Raw genomic sequence first — 19,904 nt, forward strand, 5'->3', positions numbered from 1 at the left:
CCTCCTCCAGCCCCCCCGCCGAGTTGTACGCCCGGACTTCCACCTCGTCCACCGCCTCCCCCGCCTTCGGGTTCAGCCCCCCCGCGTTCACGATGCTCACCTTCGTCCACCACTCGGACGTCGACACTGCGTGCGGAAGGTAGTACACGTTCCAGACCACGACGGACACCGACTCGCTGTCATCGTGACCGCAGTCGTTGGACACGCGCACCCAGTAGCGGGTGTCCGCGTAGACCTGCGGCGTGTGGAAGACGGCGGAGGTCGCCCCGTCCACCGGGTGCGACACGTCGCCGGTTTCCCCTTCGTACCACTGGATCGTCACCGGCTCGGTCCCGGTGTAGGACACGTCCAGCGTGGCGCTGTGGCCGGTGTTGACCTGTTGGGATTCGGGGTTGACCAGGGTGACCACCGGCGGGTCGACCACCTCGACGATCATGATCTTCTGGTCGTTCCCACAGGAGTTGGCCACGACGGCCTTGTAGATCCGCCGCTGGGTCAGCGCCGGGGTGGTGTAGTTCGCCGAGGTCGCCCCCGGGATCAGGGTGAAGTTGACCCCGTCCTCGCTGTCGTACCACGCGACGGCGGGCGGGGGCGTCCCCGCCAGGGCGAGGGCGAAGTGGGCGGACTCGCCGCCGCACACGGTCTGGTCCCAGGTGGCGCCGAGGATGGCGGCCCCGACGTTCACGGTCACCACCGCCGGGTCGCTGGTCACGGTCCCGCAGAGGTTGCTCACCGTGACGGTGTACGTGGCGGTAGGGTCCAGGGGGTTCGTGACGTAGGTGGGCGAGTCGGCGCCCACCGGGGCGCCGTTCATGGACCACTGGTAGTTGGGGGTCGGCGTGCCGGTGGCTCCCACGGTCAGGGTGACCGTCTCGCCCAGGCAGACCGTGGCCGGCTGGGGCTGGGTCCCGATGGCCGGCGCCACGCAGTAGACGGCCTCCACCGTGCCGGTGTCGGTGCAACTGCGCCCCTCGACCGTGGTCGTGAGGGTCCAGGCGTAGACGCCGTCGGTGGTGTAGGTGTGGCTCACGGACTGGCCGGTCCCGAAGGTGCCGTCGCCGAAGTCCCAGGTGTAGGTCGGGGTGGCGGTGCAGTCCTGGGTCTGGGCCGTGGCGGTGAAGTTCACTGCCAGCGGCGCCGGGCCGTAGACCGGGTCGGCCGTGCCGTCGCAGGAGAGGAGGGTGCAGGGGGTGGTGTCCACACAGCAGTCGGGCGTGGACACGACGAAATTGAGGCTCCAGCCACCCGAGATGTTGCCGATATCCCCACCCACGTCGTCATAGACGTAGAGGCTCCAGTTCCCGTTGGGGTTCGTCCCGACAAAGGCGGAGAGGGCGCTTCCGTAGGGACCGGCGGGAGCAGGGGCCGGCCACGTGTCACCGGTCAACCAGTTCGTCGGTTTGTAGGTCCCGGAGGTGATCGCGGTCGCATCCGGGAGGGAGGTCGCGGCGTCATCGTCGAAGGTGAGGTTCACGTTGACGAGGTCCGTGCTGCCGCCCGCGTCCGACATGAGGATCATTTTCTGCCCCTGCGGCCCGACCAGCAGGATGTCGAGATCATCGGGGTAGGTGTGATTGATCCCCGTGAGGGTGGCGGTTACCTTGACCAGCGTGGCGGGGAGGCCCGAAACCGCGATGGTGGAAGGATAAGGGGCGGCGGCCCCCGCCGCGGTGCCCGAGGCGGGAATCGTGATGGTCGCCGTGTTGGCGAACGGCCCCCCGGTGGAGGTGATGGTGCTGCCCAGGACGAAGCTGTAGGTCACGCTGCCGTAGTCCATGGGCCCGTCCTCCAGGTGCAGGAGGGCCGTGACGACGGACCCGCAGGGGAAGGAGGGATCCGCCACGAAGGTGAAATTGCGGGTCACGGCGGTCCCGGGAGCCACCGCGCCGAACACCTGCGGAGCGCCGGGGGAGGTCACGCCGGCGCCGGCCTGGAGGGTCCCCACCAGGTTGGTGGTGGGGCCCGTGCCCGTGTTCCGGACCGTGAGGCCCACGGTCACGCCCTCGTCGGGGTCGACGGCGCCGTTGGGCGGCGTGCAGAACTCCTCCACCAGCGTCGAGCCGTCGGCGCCGAGACCGGGCGCCGTGATGTTCACCGAGCCGCCCTGGGTGCAGATTTGCCCCTGGACGGTCACCGTCATCGCCCAGATGAACGTTCCGGCCGTGGTGTAGGTGTGGGAGACCGCCTGACCCGTGGCCGTGGGGGAACCGTCCCCGAAGTCCCAGGTGAAGACCGGGGTGTCGGAGCAGTTGAGGGTGGCCACGGTCCCCGTGAAGGAGACGGGCAGCGGGACGTTGCCCCCCAGGGGAGAAGCCGTGGCCCCGCAGGAGAGGATCTGGCAGGCCCCGGCCGGGATGCAGCACGAGGGGTTCACGTCATGGAAGTTGAGGCTCCAGCCGCCCGACACGTTCCCGACGTCGCCGCCGGCATCATCGTAAACATACAGGCTCCAGGTCCCGTTGGGGTTGGTCCCGCTGAAGGCCGAGAGCGCGGAGGAGTAAGGCTCGGGCGGCGCCGGGGCGGGCATGCCGTCCGCCGCCCCGCTGTTGGTCGGCCGGTAGGTCCCCGAGACGATGGTGGTGGGGACCAGCGCCGCGGCGGCGTCGTCGAAGGTGAGGTTCACGTTGACGATGTCCGTCCCGCCGCCGGTGTCGGAGAGCAGCATGACCGCCTGCCCCTGGGGCCCCACCAGCAGGATGTCCAGGTCGGCCGGGAAGGTGTGGTTCATCCCCGTGAGCGTGGCCGTCACCCGGCCGTTGAAGGGGAGGGGCACACCGGACACGGCGAGGGTGGAGGGGTACGGGGCCGCGGCGCCCGCCGCCGTGCCGGACGCGGGGATGGAGATGCTCCCCGTATTGGCGAAGGGCCCGTAAGTGGAGGTCACGGTGGTCCCCAGGACGAAGGGGTACGCCGCGGTGCCCAGGTCCGTTGCGCCGTCCTGCAGTTGCAGGGTGAGGGTGAGGGTGGACCCGCACGGGAGCAGCGGGTCCGCCGTGAAGGTGAAGCTGCGGGTCACGGTGGGGCCGCCCGGCGCGATGGCCCCGTAGGCCTGGGGCGGGCCGGGGTTGGTCACGCCGCCGCCCGGCAGGAGGGTGGCCACCAGGCTGGAAGTGGCCCCGTCGCCGGTGTTGCGGAGCCCGAGGTCCACCGTCACGCCCTCGCCGGGGTCGACCGCCCCGTTGGCAGGGGAGCAGTCCTCGGTCGTGACGCTGGACCCGGCGGCGACGATGTTGGGCGTCCCCGCCTGGCCGCAGCAGATGTACTTCTGGATGTCCAGCTGCACGCAGTAGATGGTGCCGGTGTCCCCCCCGGCGGCGTCCGTAGCCTTGAGGTTCCAGGTGCCGTTGAGGTCCTTCCCGGCGAAGGCGGAGAGGGGTTCGTCCGGCCGGTAGCTCCCGGCGAACGGCGGGGTGCCGCTGCCGATGGCGGTGGCGGCATCGTCGTCGAAGACCGTGAAGGTGCCGGTGCAATCAAGGTTCCCGCTCCCGAAGTTGTCGCCGGCCGATCCGCGCCGGTTGCTGAGGATCACGGTCGTGCCGTCCGGCCCGACGAGGGAGAAGGTCACGTCCCCGTCCCACGTGTGGTTGGCGCGGACCCGGGCCACGAGCTTCGCCACCTTGCCGGTTCCGCTCACCGTGACGGGCACCAGCACGCCGACGGGGTCGTTGTCGGGGATGGACACGGAGATCCCGCCGCTGCTGGTGGTGTTGGCGGGCCCCAGCACGCCGGTCCCCCGGACACTGGCAACGTTCCCCAGGTCGGTGGACCCGTCCTGGAGCTGAAGGGTCATCGTCACAGTTTCCCCGCAGGTGAAGGCGGGGTCCACCGTGAAGGTGAAGTCGCGGGAGACGGAGGCGCCGCCGGCCTTCAGAGCGCCGTAGGCCTGGGCGGCGCTCGGGGCCGTCACGCCGCCCGTGGCCTGCAGCGTGGCCACCACGTTGGCGGTGTCGGCCGTCCCGATGTTCCGGAGCGCCACGGCGTAGGTGACCGTCTCGCCCACGTCCGCCACGCCGTTGGCGGGCGCGCAGCTCTCCGCCGTCAGGGTGACGGTCTCGAGGGCCACCACGGGGGCGGCCACTTCGACGCCGTTGTAGATCACGAGGGCGTAGTCCTGGTCCAGGGCGGTCCCGTTCCCGGGAACGCCGTCCGAAACGATGTTGGCCCCGGTGATGGTCACGAGGAAGTTCCCCGAAACCCCCGCGGGCACGAACACGCTCTCCACGTTGTTCCGCGGGTCGGCCGCGCCGCCCGTGACGGAGTCGGCGCCGCTGAAAACGTTGCCTTTGTATGTGTTCCCGCCCACGGTGACCGTCAGGTCCAGGTTGTTGTTGTAGGCGTTGCCCGAGGTGGCGCCCGGGGCGTCCGTCCAGGCCAGGGTGACCCGGAAGGGCTTCGTGGGGTCGCTCACGTTCCCCACGACCACGCGGTACTGCCCCGTGGCGGTGAGGAGGTCCGCCGGGAGCTGGTCCTTGAGGATGCGCACCACCCCGTCGAAGGCCATGCCCAGGTTGATCATCCCCATCCCCTGGTTGCTGGAGGGGAGGGTGTCGTTGGCGCTGACCCCCGTCATGTAGCGGGTGGAGTTCATCAGGAAGGCCTTGTTCATGGCCGGGGAGGGCGCCGTCCACCCCTGGTTGATGAAGTACTGGCGGGTGAGGGCGCTGGCGCCCGCCACCGCCGGGCAGGAGTGGCTGGTGCCGGTGGAGGCCGTGTACCACTGCTGTCCCAGGGGCCAGAAGTTCGAGGAGCCGGGCCCGGCGCAGACGCCGGAGGCGTCGAAGCACGCGGCCGCCGCGCCGGTTCCGGTCACGGGGTAAGGCGCCAGGCTGGCCGGGAAGACCCCGCCGTCGACGTGGGTGCCCGGCGCCTGGATGTCCGGCTTGATGCGGCCGTCGTCGCAGGGGCCCCGGCTGGAGTAGGAGGCGATGTCGTTGGCGCTGTCGGACGCCGTGTCGCCGAACCCGCACTGGTCGTTGGCGCCGAAGGGGTTCACGTTCTCCGCGGCCCCGACGCAGAAGACGTTCTTGCCGCTGCCGGGCGACCCGAGGGTGTTGGAGCCGCTCCCCGAGTTGCCGGCGGAGAAGACGATCACCATCTCCTGGTTGCCGGCCACCGGGTAGGTGGACCCTGTCGGCTGGGCGTCGCGCACCAGGGCGTCGTAGGCCTGGCAGTCGGCGTTGTAGGCGCCGCCCACGGCCGCGCCCCACGAGTTGGTGCTGATGCGGACGCCGTCGTTGTAGGCCTTGGACTGCAGGTTCTCGTAGTCCGGGTTGGTGAAGGTGTCGGGGTCGAAGATGACCGAGGACCCCACCTTGACGAAGGGGCACACCCCGAGCCCGTAGTGATAGCCGTTGGCGTCGGCGTGGGGGGACCCGGCGATGTCGTTGTAGCCGCCCACGATGTGGGCGTTGAGGTTCCCGTGGCCGTCGCAGCCCTGCAAGGTGCTCCCGCTGTGGGGCGTACCCTCCAGGCGGCTGTAGATCACCCGGCTCGCCAGAGTCGTGTTGCCCCCGACGTAGAGGCCGAAGTGATTGGGCGTCGTGGTGGCGTTGTCGATGCCGCTGTCGGTGACGTCCACCGCGAAGTTGGACGTGGTGAACTGCGCCTGGGTGAAGCCCTTCCCCGTCAGCCAGGCCAGGTAGCCCGGCCCGGAGGGGACGTTCCCCGTGAGGTTGCCGATCATGATGATGTCCTGGATCTCGTCCATCTTCCTGTGGCGGAGCCAGGGGTGGATGGAGACGATGTCCGGGCGGCCGGCCAGGGCGTAGACGGCCCGCAGGTTCCCCTGCATCAGGACGTTCCGGTAGTGCAGGACCGTGTGCTCCCGGACCGGCGGCCGGCCGAAGAGGGCCGTGGCCTGGGCCAGGGTCTCGGCGTTGGTGACGGGGTCGTCGTACAGCTGGATCTCCACGCCCTCGATCTCGTTGGGGTCGGCATCCTTGGAAGACACCGCTTCCAGGAAGGCCCGGAGGCCGGGCTGCACCTTGAACTCGTCGAGGTAGGGCCCCTCCCACTGGACCGGGCCCTTGCCCGCCGCCATCAGCTTGAGGCCGTTCACGGCGCCGATGTCGCCCCAGACCAGGTAGGCGTTGTGGGGGATGTAGGCCACGACCTTCACCCCCGTCGCCAGGAGGCCCTCGTACCACTCGGGCCGCACGGGACCCGCGAACTGGACGAGGTGGAGCCGTTTCCCGGCGAAGGGCTCCAGGGCGTACAGGCTCAACTTCCGGGCTTCCTCCGAACGGGTGTCGATCGGGCCGGTGTTCAGCTCGATGACGTCGTACTCGTCGCTCCGCCGGGCGCCCGCCGCGGTCAACGCATCGACGATGGCCGGGTCGGCCGCGAAGACCTTGAAGGGCCCGTAGTCCGCGACGAGGCGGCAGCCGAACTCCGTCTGGACCCGGTGCGCCAGGACCGGGTCGGAGACCGTGACCTTGAGGGGCTGCGGCGCCGGCCGGGCCCCCAGGGCCCAGGACCCGGCGAGCATCAGGGCCGCCAGGATGACCAGCACGAACACGCCGTCGATACGCCGGGAAAAGAGTCTGTCCACGTCGTCCTCCTTCGGGATGGGTCCTCACGCAGCCAGGGCCGCCATCGAGTGCCATGAAGCCACGAAAAAAATCCGGGGTGAATCCCGCTGCGAATCAGATGAGGGAATTTTATCAGAAGGTGCGCGGGAAAGGCAAGAAAATTCACGAGACTCTGCCCCGGGCGCGACGCGCAGAGGCCCCCATCCGGGGTGATTCTTCTCCGTGCCTCTGTGAGACCCGAATCCGGGCTCCTGGCGGGGTCGTCAAGCTATGTCTGACAATACAGCCATCAGACAGCATCCGGCACCGGTCCCGGCCCCGGTGCGGGGAGGGGCCCCGAGAGGCGTGCCCGGCACTCTCCGGCGGGGGACACCGTCTCGATCACGACGCGGACGTCGGCGTTGAGGGGAAGGTCGGCCCCGGGCAGGACGACGGGGACGTAATTCTCCGTGAGGGCGCGGGCGCCGGTGGTCTTTCCCGTGCGCCGCCCCAGGACCAGGGCCGGCAGCTCCACCCCGGCGAGAGAGCGGCGGAAATCCCGGGAGAGGGTCTTCCCGAGCGCCAGGAAGCGGGCGGCGCGGTCCCGGACGACGCGGGGGTCCACGGGGTCGGGGAAGGCTGCGGCGGGGGTCCCAGGCCGGGGGGAGAAGGGGAAGACGTGGAGGTAGGCCAGCGGCAGGGAGGCGACGAAGTCGAGGGAGTCGAGGAAATCGGCGTCCGTCTCCCCGGGGAACCCCACGATGACGTCGGCGCCGATGGCCGCGCGGGGTCTGCACCCGGCCAGCCGGCCCACGACGCGCCGGTATTCGCCGGGCCCGTAGGTCCGGTTCATCCGCCGAAGCGTCCGCTCCGAGCCGCTCTGGAGCGGGACGTGGAAGTGCGGCGCGATCCGGGGCTCCCCCCCGATCAACGCCAGGAGGTCCTCGTCGAATTCGGGGGGTTCGATGGAACTGAAGCGGAGGCGCCCGATGGACGTCCGGCGCATCAGGGTGCCGGCGAGGGCGGCCAGGGAGGTGGGGGGGCGCCGGTCCCGGCCGTAGAGGCCCAGGTGGATCCCGGTCAGGATGATCTCCCGGGTCCCCTGCCCCGCCAGTTCGGCCACGCGCTCGACGACCTCGCCGGGGTCGGCGCTCCGGGGGGCCCCGCGGACGCTGGGGACGATGCAGTAGGCACAGTTCCCCGCACAGCCGTCCTGGATCTTGACGAAAGGCCGGGTGTGACCCCGTCGGGCCACGGCCACCGGCAGGGGGGCCTCGTCCGGACCGTCCCCGGGGCTTTCCAGGCCGGCCCGGGCAGCGGCGCGCGGCGGGTCCCCCGCGAGGGCCGGGGGGGCGGCCTCTCCCGCCGCGGGGCCCGATTCCCACTGCGCGGCCAGCCGGGCGACGGTCTGGGCCCGGCGCGTCCCCAGCACGGCCGCCACGCCGGGGATCGCGGTCAGCGCCGCGGGATCACGCTCGGGGTAGCACCCCGCCACGACGATGCGCGCGGCGGGGTTCGCCCGGTGCAGCCGCCGGACCCGGTTCCGGGCGTCGTGGTCGGAGCGGTGCGTGACGGTGCAGGTGTTGATCACGACGAGGGCGGCGAGGGCGGGGTCGTCCGTCTCCTCGTGCCCGTCCCGCCGGAGGGCGTCCGCGATGGCGTCGCCGTCGGCCTGGTTCACCCGGCACCCGAAGGTGCAGAGGTAGAATTTCATCCGGGAAACTCGGCCTTCAGCTGTGCAGATTGTTTGTCCACGGCCTCCCGCATCTCGTCCCGGAGCGTGTGGAGGCGGAGGGCGACCTCCGGGTCGGCCGTGGCCAGGACCTGGGCGGCGAAGATGGCGGCGTTGCGCGCCCCGGCCTTCCCGATGGCCATGGCGGCCACGGGGACCCCCCCCGGCATCTGGGCGGTGGACAGGAGGGCGTCCAGGCCCTTCAGGGGCGAGGAATCGATGGGCACCCCCAGCACGGGGAGGGTGGTGTGGGCGGCGACGACGCCCGCCAGGTGGGCGGCGGCGCCGGCCCCGGCCACCAGGACCCTCAGGCCGCGGGACCGGGCGGATTCGGCGTAGCGAGCCGTCCGATCGGGGGTCCGGTGGGCGGACGCAACCTCCACCTCGAAAGCGATCCCCAGCTTCTTCAGCATGTCGGTGCACTCCCGCATCACGTCCATGTCGTTGGCGCTCCCCATCAGGATCCCCACCCGCGGCTCTGCCATCGAAACCTCCTCGTCGAAGATGGAGGCACACTCTAGCGGATTTTTTCTTGATCGGCAACGGCAAATTCCGGGTATAATCCGCCCTGGCCTTTCCAGCCACTCCGGGGAGGGATTCATGAACCGCCTGAGTTTCATTCCGTGCTTTCTCCTGACCGTCGTCGTCGCGGCGGGCGTCGCCACGGCCGCGCCCCCGCCCAACGAGGTCCGGCTCCGGGGGACCCTCGGCACCAAGTCGGAGTTCCACATGGCCCTGCAGCGCGACGGCGACCGCGTCACGGGAACGTACTTCTACGTGAAGTACAAGTCGCCGATCCCCGTCCGGGGGACGTGGTCGGGGCCCGTCCTGAAACTGGAGGAGACCGGGGCCGACGGGAAGGTCGCCGGGCGTTTCGAGGGGCGCGTGGACGCCGCGGGGCGGGTCGAAGGCACCTGGACCCGGGCGGACGGGGCCAAGTCCTTCCCCTTCCGGGCCGAGCCCCTGGGGATCGGGAACGTCGGCTCCCCGTGGAACGGCGACTGGACCCGGACCGCCGGCGGCGAGTGGGAGTCCGCCGACCTCAAGATCACCGTGACGTCGGACAACGCCTTTTCCTTCGAGTTGATGGCCTTCAGCGGGTCTCACTCGGGCGAGGCCTCGGGCGGCGCCCGCATCGAGGGGCGCAAGGCCGTCTGGACCGAAGCCGAAACCGGCTGCCGGATGGTGTTCACCCTGGAGGGGGACACGATCCGCCTGGAGGCTTCCGATGCCTGCTCGTCCCTGGCGGGGATGGGGGTCGTCTTCGACGGGACCTACCGGAAGGGAAAGATCAAAGCCGCCCCCGCCAGCCTCCTGTCCCGGGGCGTGTTCGAGACCGAGTCCCAGGACGCGGCCTTCCGGGCCCTGGTGGGCAAGCACTACGACCGCTTCGCCGCCTGCTTCCACCTGGTCGGCGAGGAGGAGGACCTGGACGGCTTCGGGGCCCGGGTCCGGCGGGGTTTCGTCCGGGGGATCGCCCCCTCGATGAACGCCATCGTCATGATCGACCCGAACAACCGGATCTGGGCCGCCGTGGTGGACGATGAGGCGGAAGCGGTCCGGTACTTCACCTCGGTGGCCGGCTCGAAGCAGGAACTCCCGAAGACGATCCGGGCGTGGCTGCAGTCCTCGGCCTACCCGAAGATCATCCGGCAATGACCCCCTCGCGCACCGCCCCCGGACGCTGGAAGCTGGACATCCGCCCCGAGTACCCCGAGTGGCTCGAGCGGTGGTGGCTGGAGACCCTCACCCGCCGCCTGGGCAAACCCTCCGTTTCGGCGACGCTGCTCGCCCTCGAGAGTTCCATCGCCCAGCTGGGCGACGTCTTCACCACCGGGCGCGTCCCCGGCTTCCGCGGCTACGCCGGCCGCAACGACCTGCTGGCCGCCTACGGCGTCTTCCACTTCCCGCGGACCTACCTCGCCGTGCTGCACGTCCTGAACGAGCTGCTGGGGCCCGGCGGGTGGTCCCCCCCCGCCCGCCTGCGCTGCACGGACCTCGGCTGCGGCCTGGGGGCTGCCTCCGCCGCGCTCGCCACCCGGCTGGAACGGCACAACGGCTTTGAAAGCCTGGCCATCGACGGCATCGACCCGGCGCTGGAGAGCCTCGACCTCTACGGGGCCCTCTTCACCGAGAACGCCGACCGCTGGCCCCGGACCACGGCGCGGTACGCGGGAGGCGACATGCGCCGCCCGGGCGCCGTCCCGGCAGGCACGGACCTGGTGTTGGCCGCCTTCTCCCTGAACGAGGCTTTCCACGACGCCACCGACACCGAACTGCTCCGCTGGGTGACCCGCACGATGGACCGGCTGTCGGCGGACGGCGTGCTGGTCCTGGTGGAACCGGCGCTCCAGGAGACGTCGGCGCGCCTCATGCGGCTCCGGGACGCCTTGGCGTCCGGCACCGCCGCCCGGGTCGTGGCCCCCTGCCCCCACGCGCACCCCTGCCCCCTGCCCGCCCACGGGCGCCGGTGGTGTCACGACGTGCGGAACTGGAAACCCTCCGAGGCGGTGAAGCTGGCCAACCGCCACCTCTTCCGCTCCGTGAGCGAGATCAAGTTCTGCTTCCTCGCCCTGGCCCGCCCGAACGGCCCCGAGGGGCTTCCGGCGCCGGGCAGCCTGCGCCTGGTGACCCCCATCATGCCCTCCCACGGCCGCTTCCAGTTCAGCGGCTGCGACCCCGCCGGCCGCCTGGTGCACTGCGACATCCTCGAACGCACCCTCAACCGGGAACTCGAACTCCTCCTGAAGAACCTCGAGAAGGGGGACTGGATCGTCGTGGACCCGCCTCCCCCCGCCACCGGGGCTCACAAGGTCCACCGGGTGGCCAAGCTCGACCGCCTGACCGGGCCGTTTCGAAACAGGGGCTAGTCTCTGCCTGAGCGGATTCCCGTCAGCGTGCCCGACAGCAGGTCAACCCGCGGCGTTCTTGCGGAGTGCGGCGCGCAGGCTGCCGGAGCGCCGCTTTCCCCGTGCCGCGCAGGCTGCCGGAGCGCCGCGGGCGACGGGTCCGGGCGTTCTGGCCTGACTCGTGACGGGGTTTCTTTTACTGCCGCACGTCGCCCGGTGCGCGTTGAGCGTCCCGACGGGCCGGCGGTGCCGTAAAGACGGCGCTCCGGCGGCCTGCGCTTTTCTGGCGCTGCCTCCGGGGCGCAAGGGTCTTCAAATGGCCCGCAACCGGCGGGAGTACCCCCTGCCGGGGGAACACCCGCCGGATAAACTCTTTTATCCCTTCGGGATAGGGATTCTGCCCTCCGACACCTGTTGAACTGACGGGGTTCGGGATGCGTTTGGGGGGGGTCGGTTTCTCTCCAGAAACAAATTCACAACATGCCCAGAAAGAATAGGTTGTGAAATGCGGTTTCTGGTCGGTTGGACGGCCGTCCCGCCGCCCCCGCTACACCGATTGAACTCTGGGGTTCGCGGTTTGGGGGGGGCGCTACCGGGGGAGGAAGTGCATCAGCCAGCCCGCCACGAGCATGCCGAGGAAGCACCAGCAGAACATCTTGATGAAGTAGCGTTTGCGCGAGGGAACGTCGCTGCGCTCCACTAGCGCCAGGACGACGGAGGCGAGGAGGGCGACGAGCAGGCCGGTCAACAGCGGAATCATGTTACTCCTTTTTTCCCCTGCGGATGGCGATGGCGTCCAGGACGCACAGAAGGTTGATGATCCCCGCGAGGTAGAGGCAGGTGGCGCCGATCTCGTTGCTGAAGCGGGCTTTCATGGCGTAAGCGTCGGCGTTGACCCCCGTGATCAGGGCGATGCCGAAATGGAACCCCGCGGACAGGTGCGAGACGAACTTGAAGAGGGCGAAGCTCTCCACGGGGTCGTCGGCGTAGGTGAAGTGTCCCTGGAGGACCACGCCCAGCCAGAACAGGATGGCGACGGTGCCGAAGAAGAGGGCCGCCCGGGCTTTCTTTCCCATCAGCAGGTGCCCCAGGCCCGGGACCACCCAGGCGGCCAGCCCCAGTCCGAACGGGGCCGGTCCCGCGGGGGCCGGGGGGGCCGGGGTCGTTTCTTTGGTCGGTTTTTCCGTCATGGTCTTTTCGTCCTGACCGGGCCGGTCGGCCCGTCTGATGGATTTTACGTCCCCGGGCGGCTCAGGTTCCGGTGGACCCGAAACCGCCCGCCCCGCGGGCGCTGTCGGGCAGTTCGTCGACCCGTTCGAACACCGCCGGTTCCACTTTCTGGATCAGCAACTGGGCGATCCGGTCCCCCTTTCGGACCTCGACGCGGCGCTCGCCGTGGTTGACCAGGACCACCTGCACCTCGCCGCGGTAGTCGCTGTCGATGACCCCGGCCAGGGTGTCGAGACCGTGCCGGAGGGCAAGCCCGCTCCGGGGCCACACCAGCCCGACGTGCCCCCCGGGGATCGCCAGGCGGATCCCCGTCGGCACCGCGACGCGCTCCCCCGGTTCGAGGGAGCAGTCCGCGGCCGCGAAAAGGTCCGCCCCGGCCGCGTGCTCGGTGGCGCGCCCCGGCAACAATCCACTCCCTGCCGTCTCGATTCTCATGTGTACGCTCCCGGACCCCCGTCCGAAGAAAGCGGTATGATAGCACAACGGATTCCGGGTGGCAAGCCGCGCGAAACGGGCGGAAAATTCTCCAAGCACCTTGAAAAGATCCCGGCGGAGGACTACACTTCAGCCGGCGGGCCCCGTGGCGGCCCGCAAAACCAGACAGGGAGTCACAGCGCCATGGACCAACCCGAATCGATTCGTTTCCGTGTGCCCGCTTTTCCCGCGCGGAAAACGGGTCTTGCCCTGTTCCTGAGCAGCCTGCTGCTCGCCCTGATGCTCGCACCGGCCGCCGCACAGGAGAAGGCGGTCACCCCCGCGGACCTGAACAAGGCCGACCAGCTCTTCAAGAGCGGTTGCCGGGAGGCCGAGAAGAAGAACTACACCCAGGCGGAGGACCTCTTCCGCCAGGCGCTCGCCGTCTACCCCCTGATGCCGGGCGCCTACGTGGAACTGGGCAAGATCCAGATGGCCCAGAACAACCCCGCGAAGGCCCTCGAGTTCTACCTGAAGGCCAAGGACGCCTACGTCGCCCTCCACGACGAGAAACAGAAGAAGGAGATGTCCCAGCAGCACGCGGACCGCGACTTCGCCCTGAAGGGCCAGGACGCCCAGGCGTCCGGGTACAAGGACTCCGGCGGGTTCGCCAAGCAGTACGCCAAGCAGTCCAAGGACCAGCGCCGGGAGGACGACCGGGAGGTGGTGGCAACCCAGGGCGAGGCGGACATCCCGGCCCTCTTCTACCTCTACCTCGGCGGGGCCTACCTGAGGCTGAGCCGGGCGCCCGAGGCGGAGAAGGAACTCCTGGCCGGCCTCGCGAAAGACCCCAAGCTGGCCCCCCTGCACTTCAACCTCTCCCTCGCCTTCTTCCTGCAGGGCAAGTACCCCGAGGCCGCCGCCGAGGCCCGCCAGGCCAAGCAGCTGAAGTTCCAGCTCCCCCCCGCCTACGTGAAGGACCTCGAGACCAAGGGGAACGTGAAGGTGGAGTGAGGGGGGAGGTTCAGAGGCGGCCGCAGGCCAGGCGGTCGAAAGCCAACAGGCAGACCAGCGGCCAGAGGACCCGTTCGTCCGCCGCCACCTTCACCCGGAGGTCCCAGGCCGCGGGGGAGGACGGCTCGGGCGGGCAGGTTTCCAGCAGGATGTCCCCTTCGCGCGTGGTCAGGACCCATCGGTCCTCGTCGTGGGCGAGCCGCCGGAACAGGTACTCGCCCTCGTCGGGGTAGTGCCGGATGCTCAGGTCCTCACCGTAACGGTAGGACGAGGGGATGTAGTAAAAACCCACCAGGACCTCTTTCGATTCGGCATCGACCAGTTCCCAGAACCCCGTGAAGAGGTCCGCCCCCCGGTGAACGAGCTGCCAGACCGTCCGGTCCTCTTCCTGGACGGCGCGGTTGACGATCCGGAAACGAACCTTCCCCTCGTCGAGGATGGCGACGTCGCGGGGCGCTGTTTTTTCGACGCGGATCGATCTTTCCATGTGACGGCTGCCGGCCCCTGCCCGGTTCCCACCGGCGCGAAGGCCCTGTGGATCCGGCGGCGGGCCGCTCCCGCGGCAGGGGTTTTGGATGAATATACCAGAGTCGGTTGCCAAAACCTAGTGTTTTCTTGCCGGTTTCCTCCCCGGCCAAAGATTTCGCCTGTTTTCACCCGTCCTGTGGTATGATCCCCCGGTCATCCGAAGTGTCTCCCCGGAGGGGAACCCGCCAGGAGTGGAAGCATGATTGCAGCCAAGCGAAACGACCCTCTTCATGTCCTCATCCTGTGGCACATGCACCAGCCGGTCTACCGGGAGCCCGACTCCCGGGACTATCTCCTGCCCTGGGTGCGCCTCCACGCCGTCAAGGACTACTACGACATGGTCCACGTCCTGGAGGACTTCCCCGACGTGCACGTCACGTTCAACGTCGTGCCGTCCCTGGTGGAACAGCTTCGCGACTACGTGGACAACGGCGCGGAGGACGACTTCCTGCAGATCAGCCTCAAGCCCGCCGCCACGTTGACCCTCGATGACAAGATCTTCCTCCTGAAGAACTTCTTCTCCCTCAATTTCGACAACATGATCCAGCCCTACCCCCGCTACAAGGAGCTGTTCGAAAAGCGCGGCTACGTCGTGGAGCCCGAACAACTGAGGACCAAGGCGGAACACTTCACGGAGCAGGACTTCCGCGACCTCCAGGTCTGGTACAACCTGGCCTGGTCCGGCGAGGTCCTCAAGTCCCGCAAGGAGATCCGGGCCCTGATCAAGTCCGGACGTTCGTTCACGGAGGCGGACAAGCAGAAGTTCTTCACGGTCCACAAGGCGTTCATGGGCGAGATCCTTCCCGCCTACCGGAAGGCGGCGGACGAGGGGCGGATCGAGATTTCGACCTCCCCCTATTTCCACCCCATCCTCCCCCTACTCTGCAACATCAACTCCGCCCGGGAGGCGCTTCCGAACCTCGAACTCCCCCTCCACGACTTCCATTACGCGGAGGACGCCCGCTGGCACATCCGGCAGGCGGTCCAGAGCCACGAGCGGACCTTTGGCCGCCCGCCCCGCGGCCTGTGGCCCTCCGAGGGGTCCGTTTCCGACGAGATCCTCCCGCTCATCCGGGAGGCGGGCTTCGACTGGGTCGCCACCGACGAGGAGATCCTCCAGGCCTCCCTGCGCCGGTCCGGCCTCCTCGACGAGGGGAGCGCGCCGCCCGTGGACGCCCGCTACGGCAACTACGCCTGCCGGACGCCCGGCGGCCCGCTCCGCGTCTTCTTCCGCGATCACCTCCTCTCCGACATGATCGGGTTCACCTACTCCACCTACGACGGGGAGGCCGCGGCAGAGGACCTTTTCAGCCGGCTGATGCTCATCCGGAAGATGCTGCCCGACGACGACCGCGCCTTCGCCGTCCCCATCATCCTGGACGGGGAGAATGCCTGGGAATACTACCCGGAGAACGGCGTCCGCTTCCTCCGGGCGTTCTATTCCCGCCTCTCGGCGTCCCCTTACCTCAAGGCCGTCACGTTCTCCGAGTACCTCGACCGGACCGAAGCGCCCCAGGTCCTTCCCCGGATCCGGGCCGGCTCGTGGATTTACGGCACTTTCTCCACCTGGGTCGGCCACCCCGAGAAGAACCGGGCCTGGGACCTCCTGGCGGGGACCCGCAAGAAACTCGAGGAGCGGCGCCTGGACCCCGCGGCCGGCCCCGGGGAGGAGGACCGCCTCAAGGAAGCCCACAAGGCCCTCATGGCCGCCGAGGGGAGCGACTGGTTCTGGTGGTACGGCGAGGACCACTTCTCCGAGTACGACCGGGAGTTCGACCAACTCTTCCGCAGCCACCTCCAGACGTCGTGGCGGCGCATGGGGCTGGAACCGCCCGAGGAGTTCTTCAAACCCATCATCCAGAAGACGGCCCGGTTCCGCGTCCAGCGCCCCTTCGAACTCATCACCCCGACCCTGGACGGCATCATCACCGACTACTTCGAGTGGCTCGCCGCCGGTTACTTCTCCAACCAGTACAGCTTCACCACCATGCAGCAGGTCCACCGGATCTTCAGCGGCTTCTGGTACGGTTTCGACCACGAGAACCTCTACATCCGCCTCGACGTGGACAACACCATCCTCAACGACCGGAAATACGCCTTCCGGGTCGACGTGGTCTTCCGCAAGCCCGGCAACGTCTTCTTCCGGATGGTGAAGGACGCGGGCGCGGGAACGTTGAAGTTCGAGCGGGTCCGCCAGGACGAGGCGGGCCGCGAAACGGACCTCCGGAGCATCCCGCTGGTCGGCGTCAACCGGATCGTGGAGCTGGGGATCCCCTTCACCGAGGTGGGAGCCAAGGAGAACCAGGGGATCGAATTCGCCTTGAAAATCTACATCGGGAACAATCTCGCCGAGCAGATGCCTCACGACGGCTATCTCTCCCAGAAGATCGCCATCGACGACCTGGAACGCTACTACTGGGTCGTCTGAGGAGCGACGCGAGCGACCGTCCCGCAACCCAACAGGAGTTTCGCCCATGAACCCTCCCGTGAACCTCGTCCTCGGCATCCACCTCCACCAGCCGGTCGGAAACTTCGAGCACGTCCTCGAATCCTCTTTCCGCCACGCCTACGAGCCCTTCATGACCCTGTTCGAGCGGTACGACGGCCTCTCCATGGTCTGGCACTGCACGGGGTTTCTCCTCCGGTGGCTGGAGGAGAAGCACCCGGATTACGTGGCCATGCTGCGGGACCTGGTGGAACGGGACCGGCTCGAGGTCCTCACCGGGGGCATGTACGAGCCGATCTTTCCCGTCATCCCCCCCGGCGACCGCCGGGAGCAGATCCAGAGGCTCTCGGGCGAGGTAAACCGCCTGTTCCGGACCACCCCCGCGGGCGCCTGGCTCGCCGAGAGGGTCTGGGAACCGGGCCTGGTGGCGGACCTCGCCGGCGCGGGGGTCCGTTACGTCTGCCTGGACGACTACCACTTCTTCGCTTCCGGCCTCCTCCCGGAGGAGATCGACGGCTACTTCATGGTGGAGGACCTGGACCACGCCGTCGCCGCCTTCCCCATCAGCGAGCCGATGCGCTACCTCATCCCCTGGGCGGAGGTCCCGCGCGTGCGGGAGGAGTTCCGCCGGCTCCACGAGGCGGGCCGGACGCTCGCGGTCATGCTCGACGACGGGGAGAAGTTCGGCGCCTGGCCGAAGACCCACGACTGGGTCTACACCCGGCACTGGCTCTCCGACTTCTTCACCCTGCTCCAGGACGACCGGCACCACGTCCAGACCGTCACGCTCCGGAAGTTCTGGGAGGCGCACCGCCCCGTCGGCCGGGCGGCGCTCCCGGTGGCCTCGTACATCGAGATGGGGCAGTGGGCCCTGCCGGCGGAGAGCGCCCGGCGCTTCGAGGAGTGGAAGTCGCGTTTCGAGCGGGAAGGCGTGTTCAACCAGGTGAAACCGTTCCTCCAGGGCGGCATCTGGCGCAACTTCCTCGTGAAGTACCCGGAGAGCAACTACCTCCAGAAGCGGATCATCGCCCTCTCCCGGGCCTTCGACCGGGCCGGGCGGCGGGCGTCCCCCGCCTACGAGCACCTGCTCCGGGCCCAGTGCAACGACGTCTTCTGGCACGGCGTCTTCGGGGGCCTCTACCTCCCGCACCTGCGCCACGAGGCCTGGCGGAACCTGCTCCTGGCCGAGCAGGGGCTGGAAGAGGCGGAGGGCCGGCCGGCCGCCGGGACCGCCATCCTCCACGAGGACCTCGACCTGGACCGCCACGACGAGGCCGTCATCCGTCACCCCCTCTACACGGCGGTGGTTTCCCCCGGGCAGGGGGGCGCCCTCCTCGAACTCTCCTACCGGCCCGCGGCCTACAACCTCCTGGCCGGCCTGGCCCGATGGCGGGAGAAGTACCACCTCACGGCCTCCACCGCCCGCGTCGTCCGGACCGACGGCGACGCGTCCACCCACCGGGAGGACTTCGGGGAGCTGGTCTTCGACGCCCAGCCGCGCTGGTCCTGCCGGGAGGCGCTCTTCGAGGACGTCCCCGACCCCGCCGGCCTGCGCACCAACCACGCCGCCCCGCGGGTCTCCTTCGCGCAAACGGTGTTCGAGGAGGAGGCGGCCTGTCCCTCGGGTGTCCCCCTGAGGGCCGTCGCCGGGGGAGCGACGCTCCGCAAGCGGTACGTTCCGCTGCCGGACGCCGCCGAACTGGAGGTGGTCTACCATCTCGTCTCGGACGTCGACGGCCACCTCGGCATCGAGTGGACCCTCGGCCTCTCGGGGGGGGAAGACCCCGAGAAGTGCATCTATCCCGCCCTCCGTCGCCTCGAGGCCCGCGGCATCGCCCCGGACGGCCTGTGGGACGGCGTGGACGGCGTGACCGTGGAGGACCGGCGGGACGGTTTCCTGGCCGAGTTCCTCTTCTCCGGCCCCGCGTCCGTCCGCCATTTCGCCGTGGAGTCCGTCTCCCTGTCCATCGACACCATGGAACGGACTTTCCAGGGGCTCGGGCTGTGGTTCTTCTTCAAGGTCGGCAAGGGGGAGAACCGCCTGAGCTTCAAGCTGCGCCTGACACCGACGGTCTGAAGCCCGCCGCCGGGCCGAAGCGAGGAACCCCATGCCCGAATTGCGACACGATCCCATCCAGAAGCAGTGGGTGATCATCTCGGTGGAACGGGGCAAGCGGCCCCGGGATTTCCAGCTGCCCCGCGAGGAGGACAAGAAGGAGATTTTCTGCCCGTTCTGCCCCGGGAACGAGGCGAAAACGCCCCCGGAGATCGTGGCGGTCCGGGATAACGGGTCCTCCCGGGACGGCCCGGGGTGGGACGTCCGCGTGGTCCCGAACCTCTACCCGGCCCTGATGATCGAGGGCGAACTGGAAAAGCGCGGGGTCGGCCCCTACGACCGGATGCGGGGCGTGGGCGCCCACGAGGTGGTGGTGGAGACGCCCCTCCACGACCTCGACATGGCGGACATGCCCGTGGAGCACCTGGCGCGCGTCCTCGAGGTCGTCCGCTCCCGCTGGCTCGACCTGAGCCAGGACGAGCGCTTCAAGTACATCCTGATCTTCCGGAACCACGGCCTGGCCGCGGGGGCGACCCTCCCCCACCCCCACTCCCAGATCATCGCTACCCCCGTTACGCCCAAGGTGGTGTCCATGAAGCTCGACTCGGCCAAGGCCCACTTCATGCTGAAGAACCGGTGTCTCTTCTGCGACATTCTCACCGACGAACTGGACCGCCAGGACCGCATCATCACCACCAACGACCACTTCGTCGCCTTCACGCCCTACGCCTCCCGCTTCCCCTTCGAGATCACCATCATGCCCCGGCAGCACGGCCACAGCTACGCGCTGATGGACCACCGCCAGGTGGCCGACCTCGCCACCCTTCTCAAGGAAACCCTGATGCGCCTCAAACTCGGGCTGAAGGACGCTCCCTACAACATGATGATCCACACGGTGCCCAACATCCACGCCAAGCCGAAACGGGCCTTCTACTGGGACACCGTCGAGTGGGATTTCCACTGGCACATCGAGATCTTCCCCCGGCTCACCCGCTTGGCCGGGTTCGAGTGGGGAACGGGGTTCTACATCAACCCCACCCCGCCCGAGGACGCCGCCGCGTTCCTGCGGGAGGTCTTCGTCATGCAGACCGGGCGTCTCGAGCCCGAACGCTGAGCGTCCCCCGGG

13 protein-coding genes are annotated in these 19,904 nt (G+C 69.1%); 6 read left to right on the forward strand and 7 right to left on the reverse strand.

Features of this window, described 5'->3' with window-relative positions; all coding sequences use genetic code 11:
* The 3 genes from KA419_17430 to purE all read right to left on the reverse strand — a co-directional run.
* Positions 1-6,550: S8 family serine peptidase (locus tag KA419_17430; GenBank protein MBP7867716.1), on the reverse strand; the 6,550-nt coding region annotated here is incomplete at its 3' end.
* Between the two features lie 269 nt (positions 6,551-6,819).
* Positions 6,820-8,223, reverse strand: a complete 1,404-nt coding sequence (gene mtaB / locus KA419_17435; GenBank protein ID MBP7867717.1) for a tRNA (N(6)-L-threonylcarbamoyladenosine(37)-C(2))-methylthiotransferase MtaB — start codon at positions 8,221-8,223, stop codon at positions 6,820-6,822.
* On the reverse strand, positions 8,220-8,726 hold the full coding sequence (gene purE, locus KA419_17440; GenBank protein ID MBP7867718.1) for a 5-(carboxyamino)imidazole ribonucleotide mutase: 507 nt from the start codon (positions 8,724-8,726) through the stop codon (positions 8,220-8,222). The genes mtaB and purE overlap by 4 nt, the downstream gene beginning before the upstream one ends.
* Before the next feature lie 115 nt (positions 8,727-8,841).
* Between purE and KA419_17445 the strand changes: the two genes are divergently transcribed.
* Both KA419_17445 and KA419_17450 read left to right on the forward strand, forming a co-directional pair.
* A complete protein-coding gene (locus KA419_17445) occupies positions 8,842-9,900 on the forward strand; it encodes a hypothetical protein (GenBank protein ID MBP7867719.1) in 1,059 nt (352 codons plus the stop codon).
* Positions 9,897-11,111 (forward strand): hypothetical protein, encoded by a 1,215-nt coding sequence (locus KA419_17450; GenBank protein ID MBP7867720.1) that lies wholly within the window; start codon positions 9,897-9,899, stop codon positions 11,109-11,111. The genes KA419_17445 and KA419_17450 overlap by 4 nt, the downstream gene beginning before the upstream one ends.
* 568 nt (positions 11,112-11,679) lie before the next feature.
* Here the strand turns inward: KA419_17450 and KA419_17455 are convergent.
* The 3 genes from KA419_17455 to dut all read right to left on the reverse strand — a co-directional run bounded on the left by KA419_17455 (position 11,680) and on the right by dut (position 12,755).
* Complete coding sequence (locus KA419_17455) at positions 11,680-11,850, reverse strand: hypothetical protein (protein MBP7867721.1); 171 nt, start codon at positions 11,848-11,850, stop codon at positions 11,680-11,682.
* A gap of 1 nt (position 11,851) precedes the next feature.
* Positions 11,852-12,280 (reverse strand): hypothetical protein, encoded by a 429-nt coding sequence (locus KA419_17460; GenBank protein MBP7867722.1) that lies wholly within the window; start codon positions 12,278-12,280, stop codon positions 11,852-11,854.
* A 61-nt stretch (positions 12,281-12,341) separates the two neighbouring features.
* The gene (dut, locus tag KA419_17465) at positions 12,342-12,755 is read right to left on the reverse strand and encodes a dUTP diphosphatase (protein MBP7867723.1); all 414 of its coding nucleotides are present in this window, start codon (positions 12,753-12,755) and stop codon (positions 12,342-12,344) included.
* 183 nt (positions 12,756-12,938) lie between these two features.
* Between dut and KA419_17470 the strand changes: the two genes are divergently transcribed.
* A complete protein-coding gene (locus KA419_17470; GenBank protein ID MBP7867724.1) occupies positions 12,939-13,748 on the forward strand; it encodes a tetratricopeptide repeat protein in 810 nt (269 codons plus the stop codon).
* Positions 13,749-13,758: 10 nt separating this feature from the next.
* On the opposite strand, the gene KA419_17475 is transcribed toward KA419_17470, so the two are convergent.
* Positions 13,759-14,235 carry a hypothetical protein gene (locus tag KA419_17475; protein MBP7867725.1) on the reverse strand — a complete coding sequence of 159 codons (477 nt, stop codon included), beginning with the start codon at positions 14,233-14,235 and terminating at the stop codon, positions 13,759-13,761.
* A gap of 240 nt (positions 14,236-14,475) precedes the next feature.
* On the opposite strand from KA419_17475, the gene KA419_17480 reads away from it, so the two are divergent.
* From KA419_17480 to galT, 3 genes are read left to right on the forward strand one after another with little or no spacing between them, the layout of a single operon-like run.
* Positions 14,476-16,704, forward strand: coding sequence for a glycoside hydrolase (locus KA419_17480; protein ID MBP7867726.1), 2,229 nt, complete (start codon positions 14,476-14,478; stop codon positions 16,702-16,704).
* 46 nt (positions 16,705-16,750) lie between these two features.
* A complete protein-coding gene (locus tag KA419_17485; GenBank protein ID MBP7867727.1) occupies positions 16,751-18,799 on the forward strand; it encodes a DUF1925 domain-containing protein in 2,049 nt (682 codons plus the stop codon).
* Between the two features lie 31 nt (positions 18,800-18,830).
* Complete coding sequence (gene galT / locus KA419_17490) at positions 18,831-19,892, forward strand: galactose-1-phosphate uridylyltransferase (protein MBP7867728.1); 1,062 nt, start codon at positions 18,831-18,833, stop codon at positions 19,890-19,892.
* Positions 19,893-19,904: the final 12 nt, after the last annotated feature.

This window comes from Acidobacteriota bacterium, from assembly GCA_018001935.1.
GTDB lineage: Bacteria > Acidobacteriota > JAAYUB01 > JAAYUB01 > JAAYUB01 > JAGNHB01.

What these genes read in the sequence shown, in the direction of transcription:
- mtaB (MBP7867717.1), bottom strand. Translation starts at nt 8,223, where the DNA reads ATGAAATTCTACCTCTGCACCTTCGGGTGCCGGGTGAACCAGGCCGAC.
- purE (MBP7867718.1), bottom strand. Translation starts at nt 8,726, where the DNA reads ATGGCAGAGCCGCGGGTGGGGATCCTGATGGGGAGCGCCAACGACATG.
- KA419_17445 (MBP7867719.1), top strand. Translation starts at nt 8,842, where the DNA reads ATGAACCGCCTGAGTTTCATTCCGTGCTTTCTCCTGACCGTCGTCGTC.
- KA419_17450 (MBP7867720.1), top strand. Translation starts at nt 9,897, where the DNA reads ATGACCCCCTCGCGCACCGCCCCCGGACGCTGGAAGCTGGACATCCGC.
- KA419_17455 (MBP7867721.1), bottom strand. Translation starts at nt 11,850, where the DNA reads ATGATTCCGCTGTTGACCGGCCTGCTCGTCGCCCTCCTCGCCTCCGTC.
- KA419_17460 (MBP7867722.1), bottom strand. Translation starts at nt 12,280, where the DNA reads ATGACGGAAAAACCGACCAAAGAAACGACCCCGGCCCCCCCGGCCCCC.
- dut (MBP7867723.1), bottom strand. Translation starts at nt 12,755, where the DNA reads ATGAGAATCGAGACGGCAGGGAGTGGATTGTTGCCGGGGCGCGCCACC.
- KA419_17470 (MBP7867724.1), top strand. Translation starts at nt 12,939, where the DNA reads ATGGACCAACCCGAATCGATTCGTTTCCGTGTGCCCGCTTTTCCCGCG.
- KA419_17475 (MBP7867725.1), bottom strand. Translation starts at nt 14,235, where the DNA reads ATGGAAAGATCGATCCGCGTCGAAAAAACAGCGCCCCGCGACGTCGCC.
- KA419_17480 (MBP7867726.1), top strand. Translation starts at nt 14,476, where the DNA reads ATGATTGCAGCCAAGCGAAACGACCCTCTTCATGTCCTCATCCTGTGG.
- KA419_17485 (MBP7867727.1), top strand. Translation starts at nt 16,751, where the DNA reads ATGAACCCTCCCGTGAACCTCGTCCTCGGCATCCACCTCCACCAGCCG.
- galT (MBP7867728.1), top strand. Translation starts at nt 18,831, where the DNA reads ATGCCCGAATTGCGACACGATCCCATCCAGAAGCAGTGGGTGATCATC.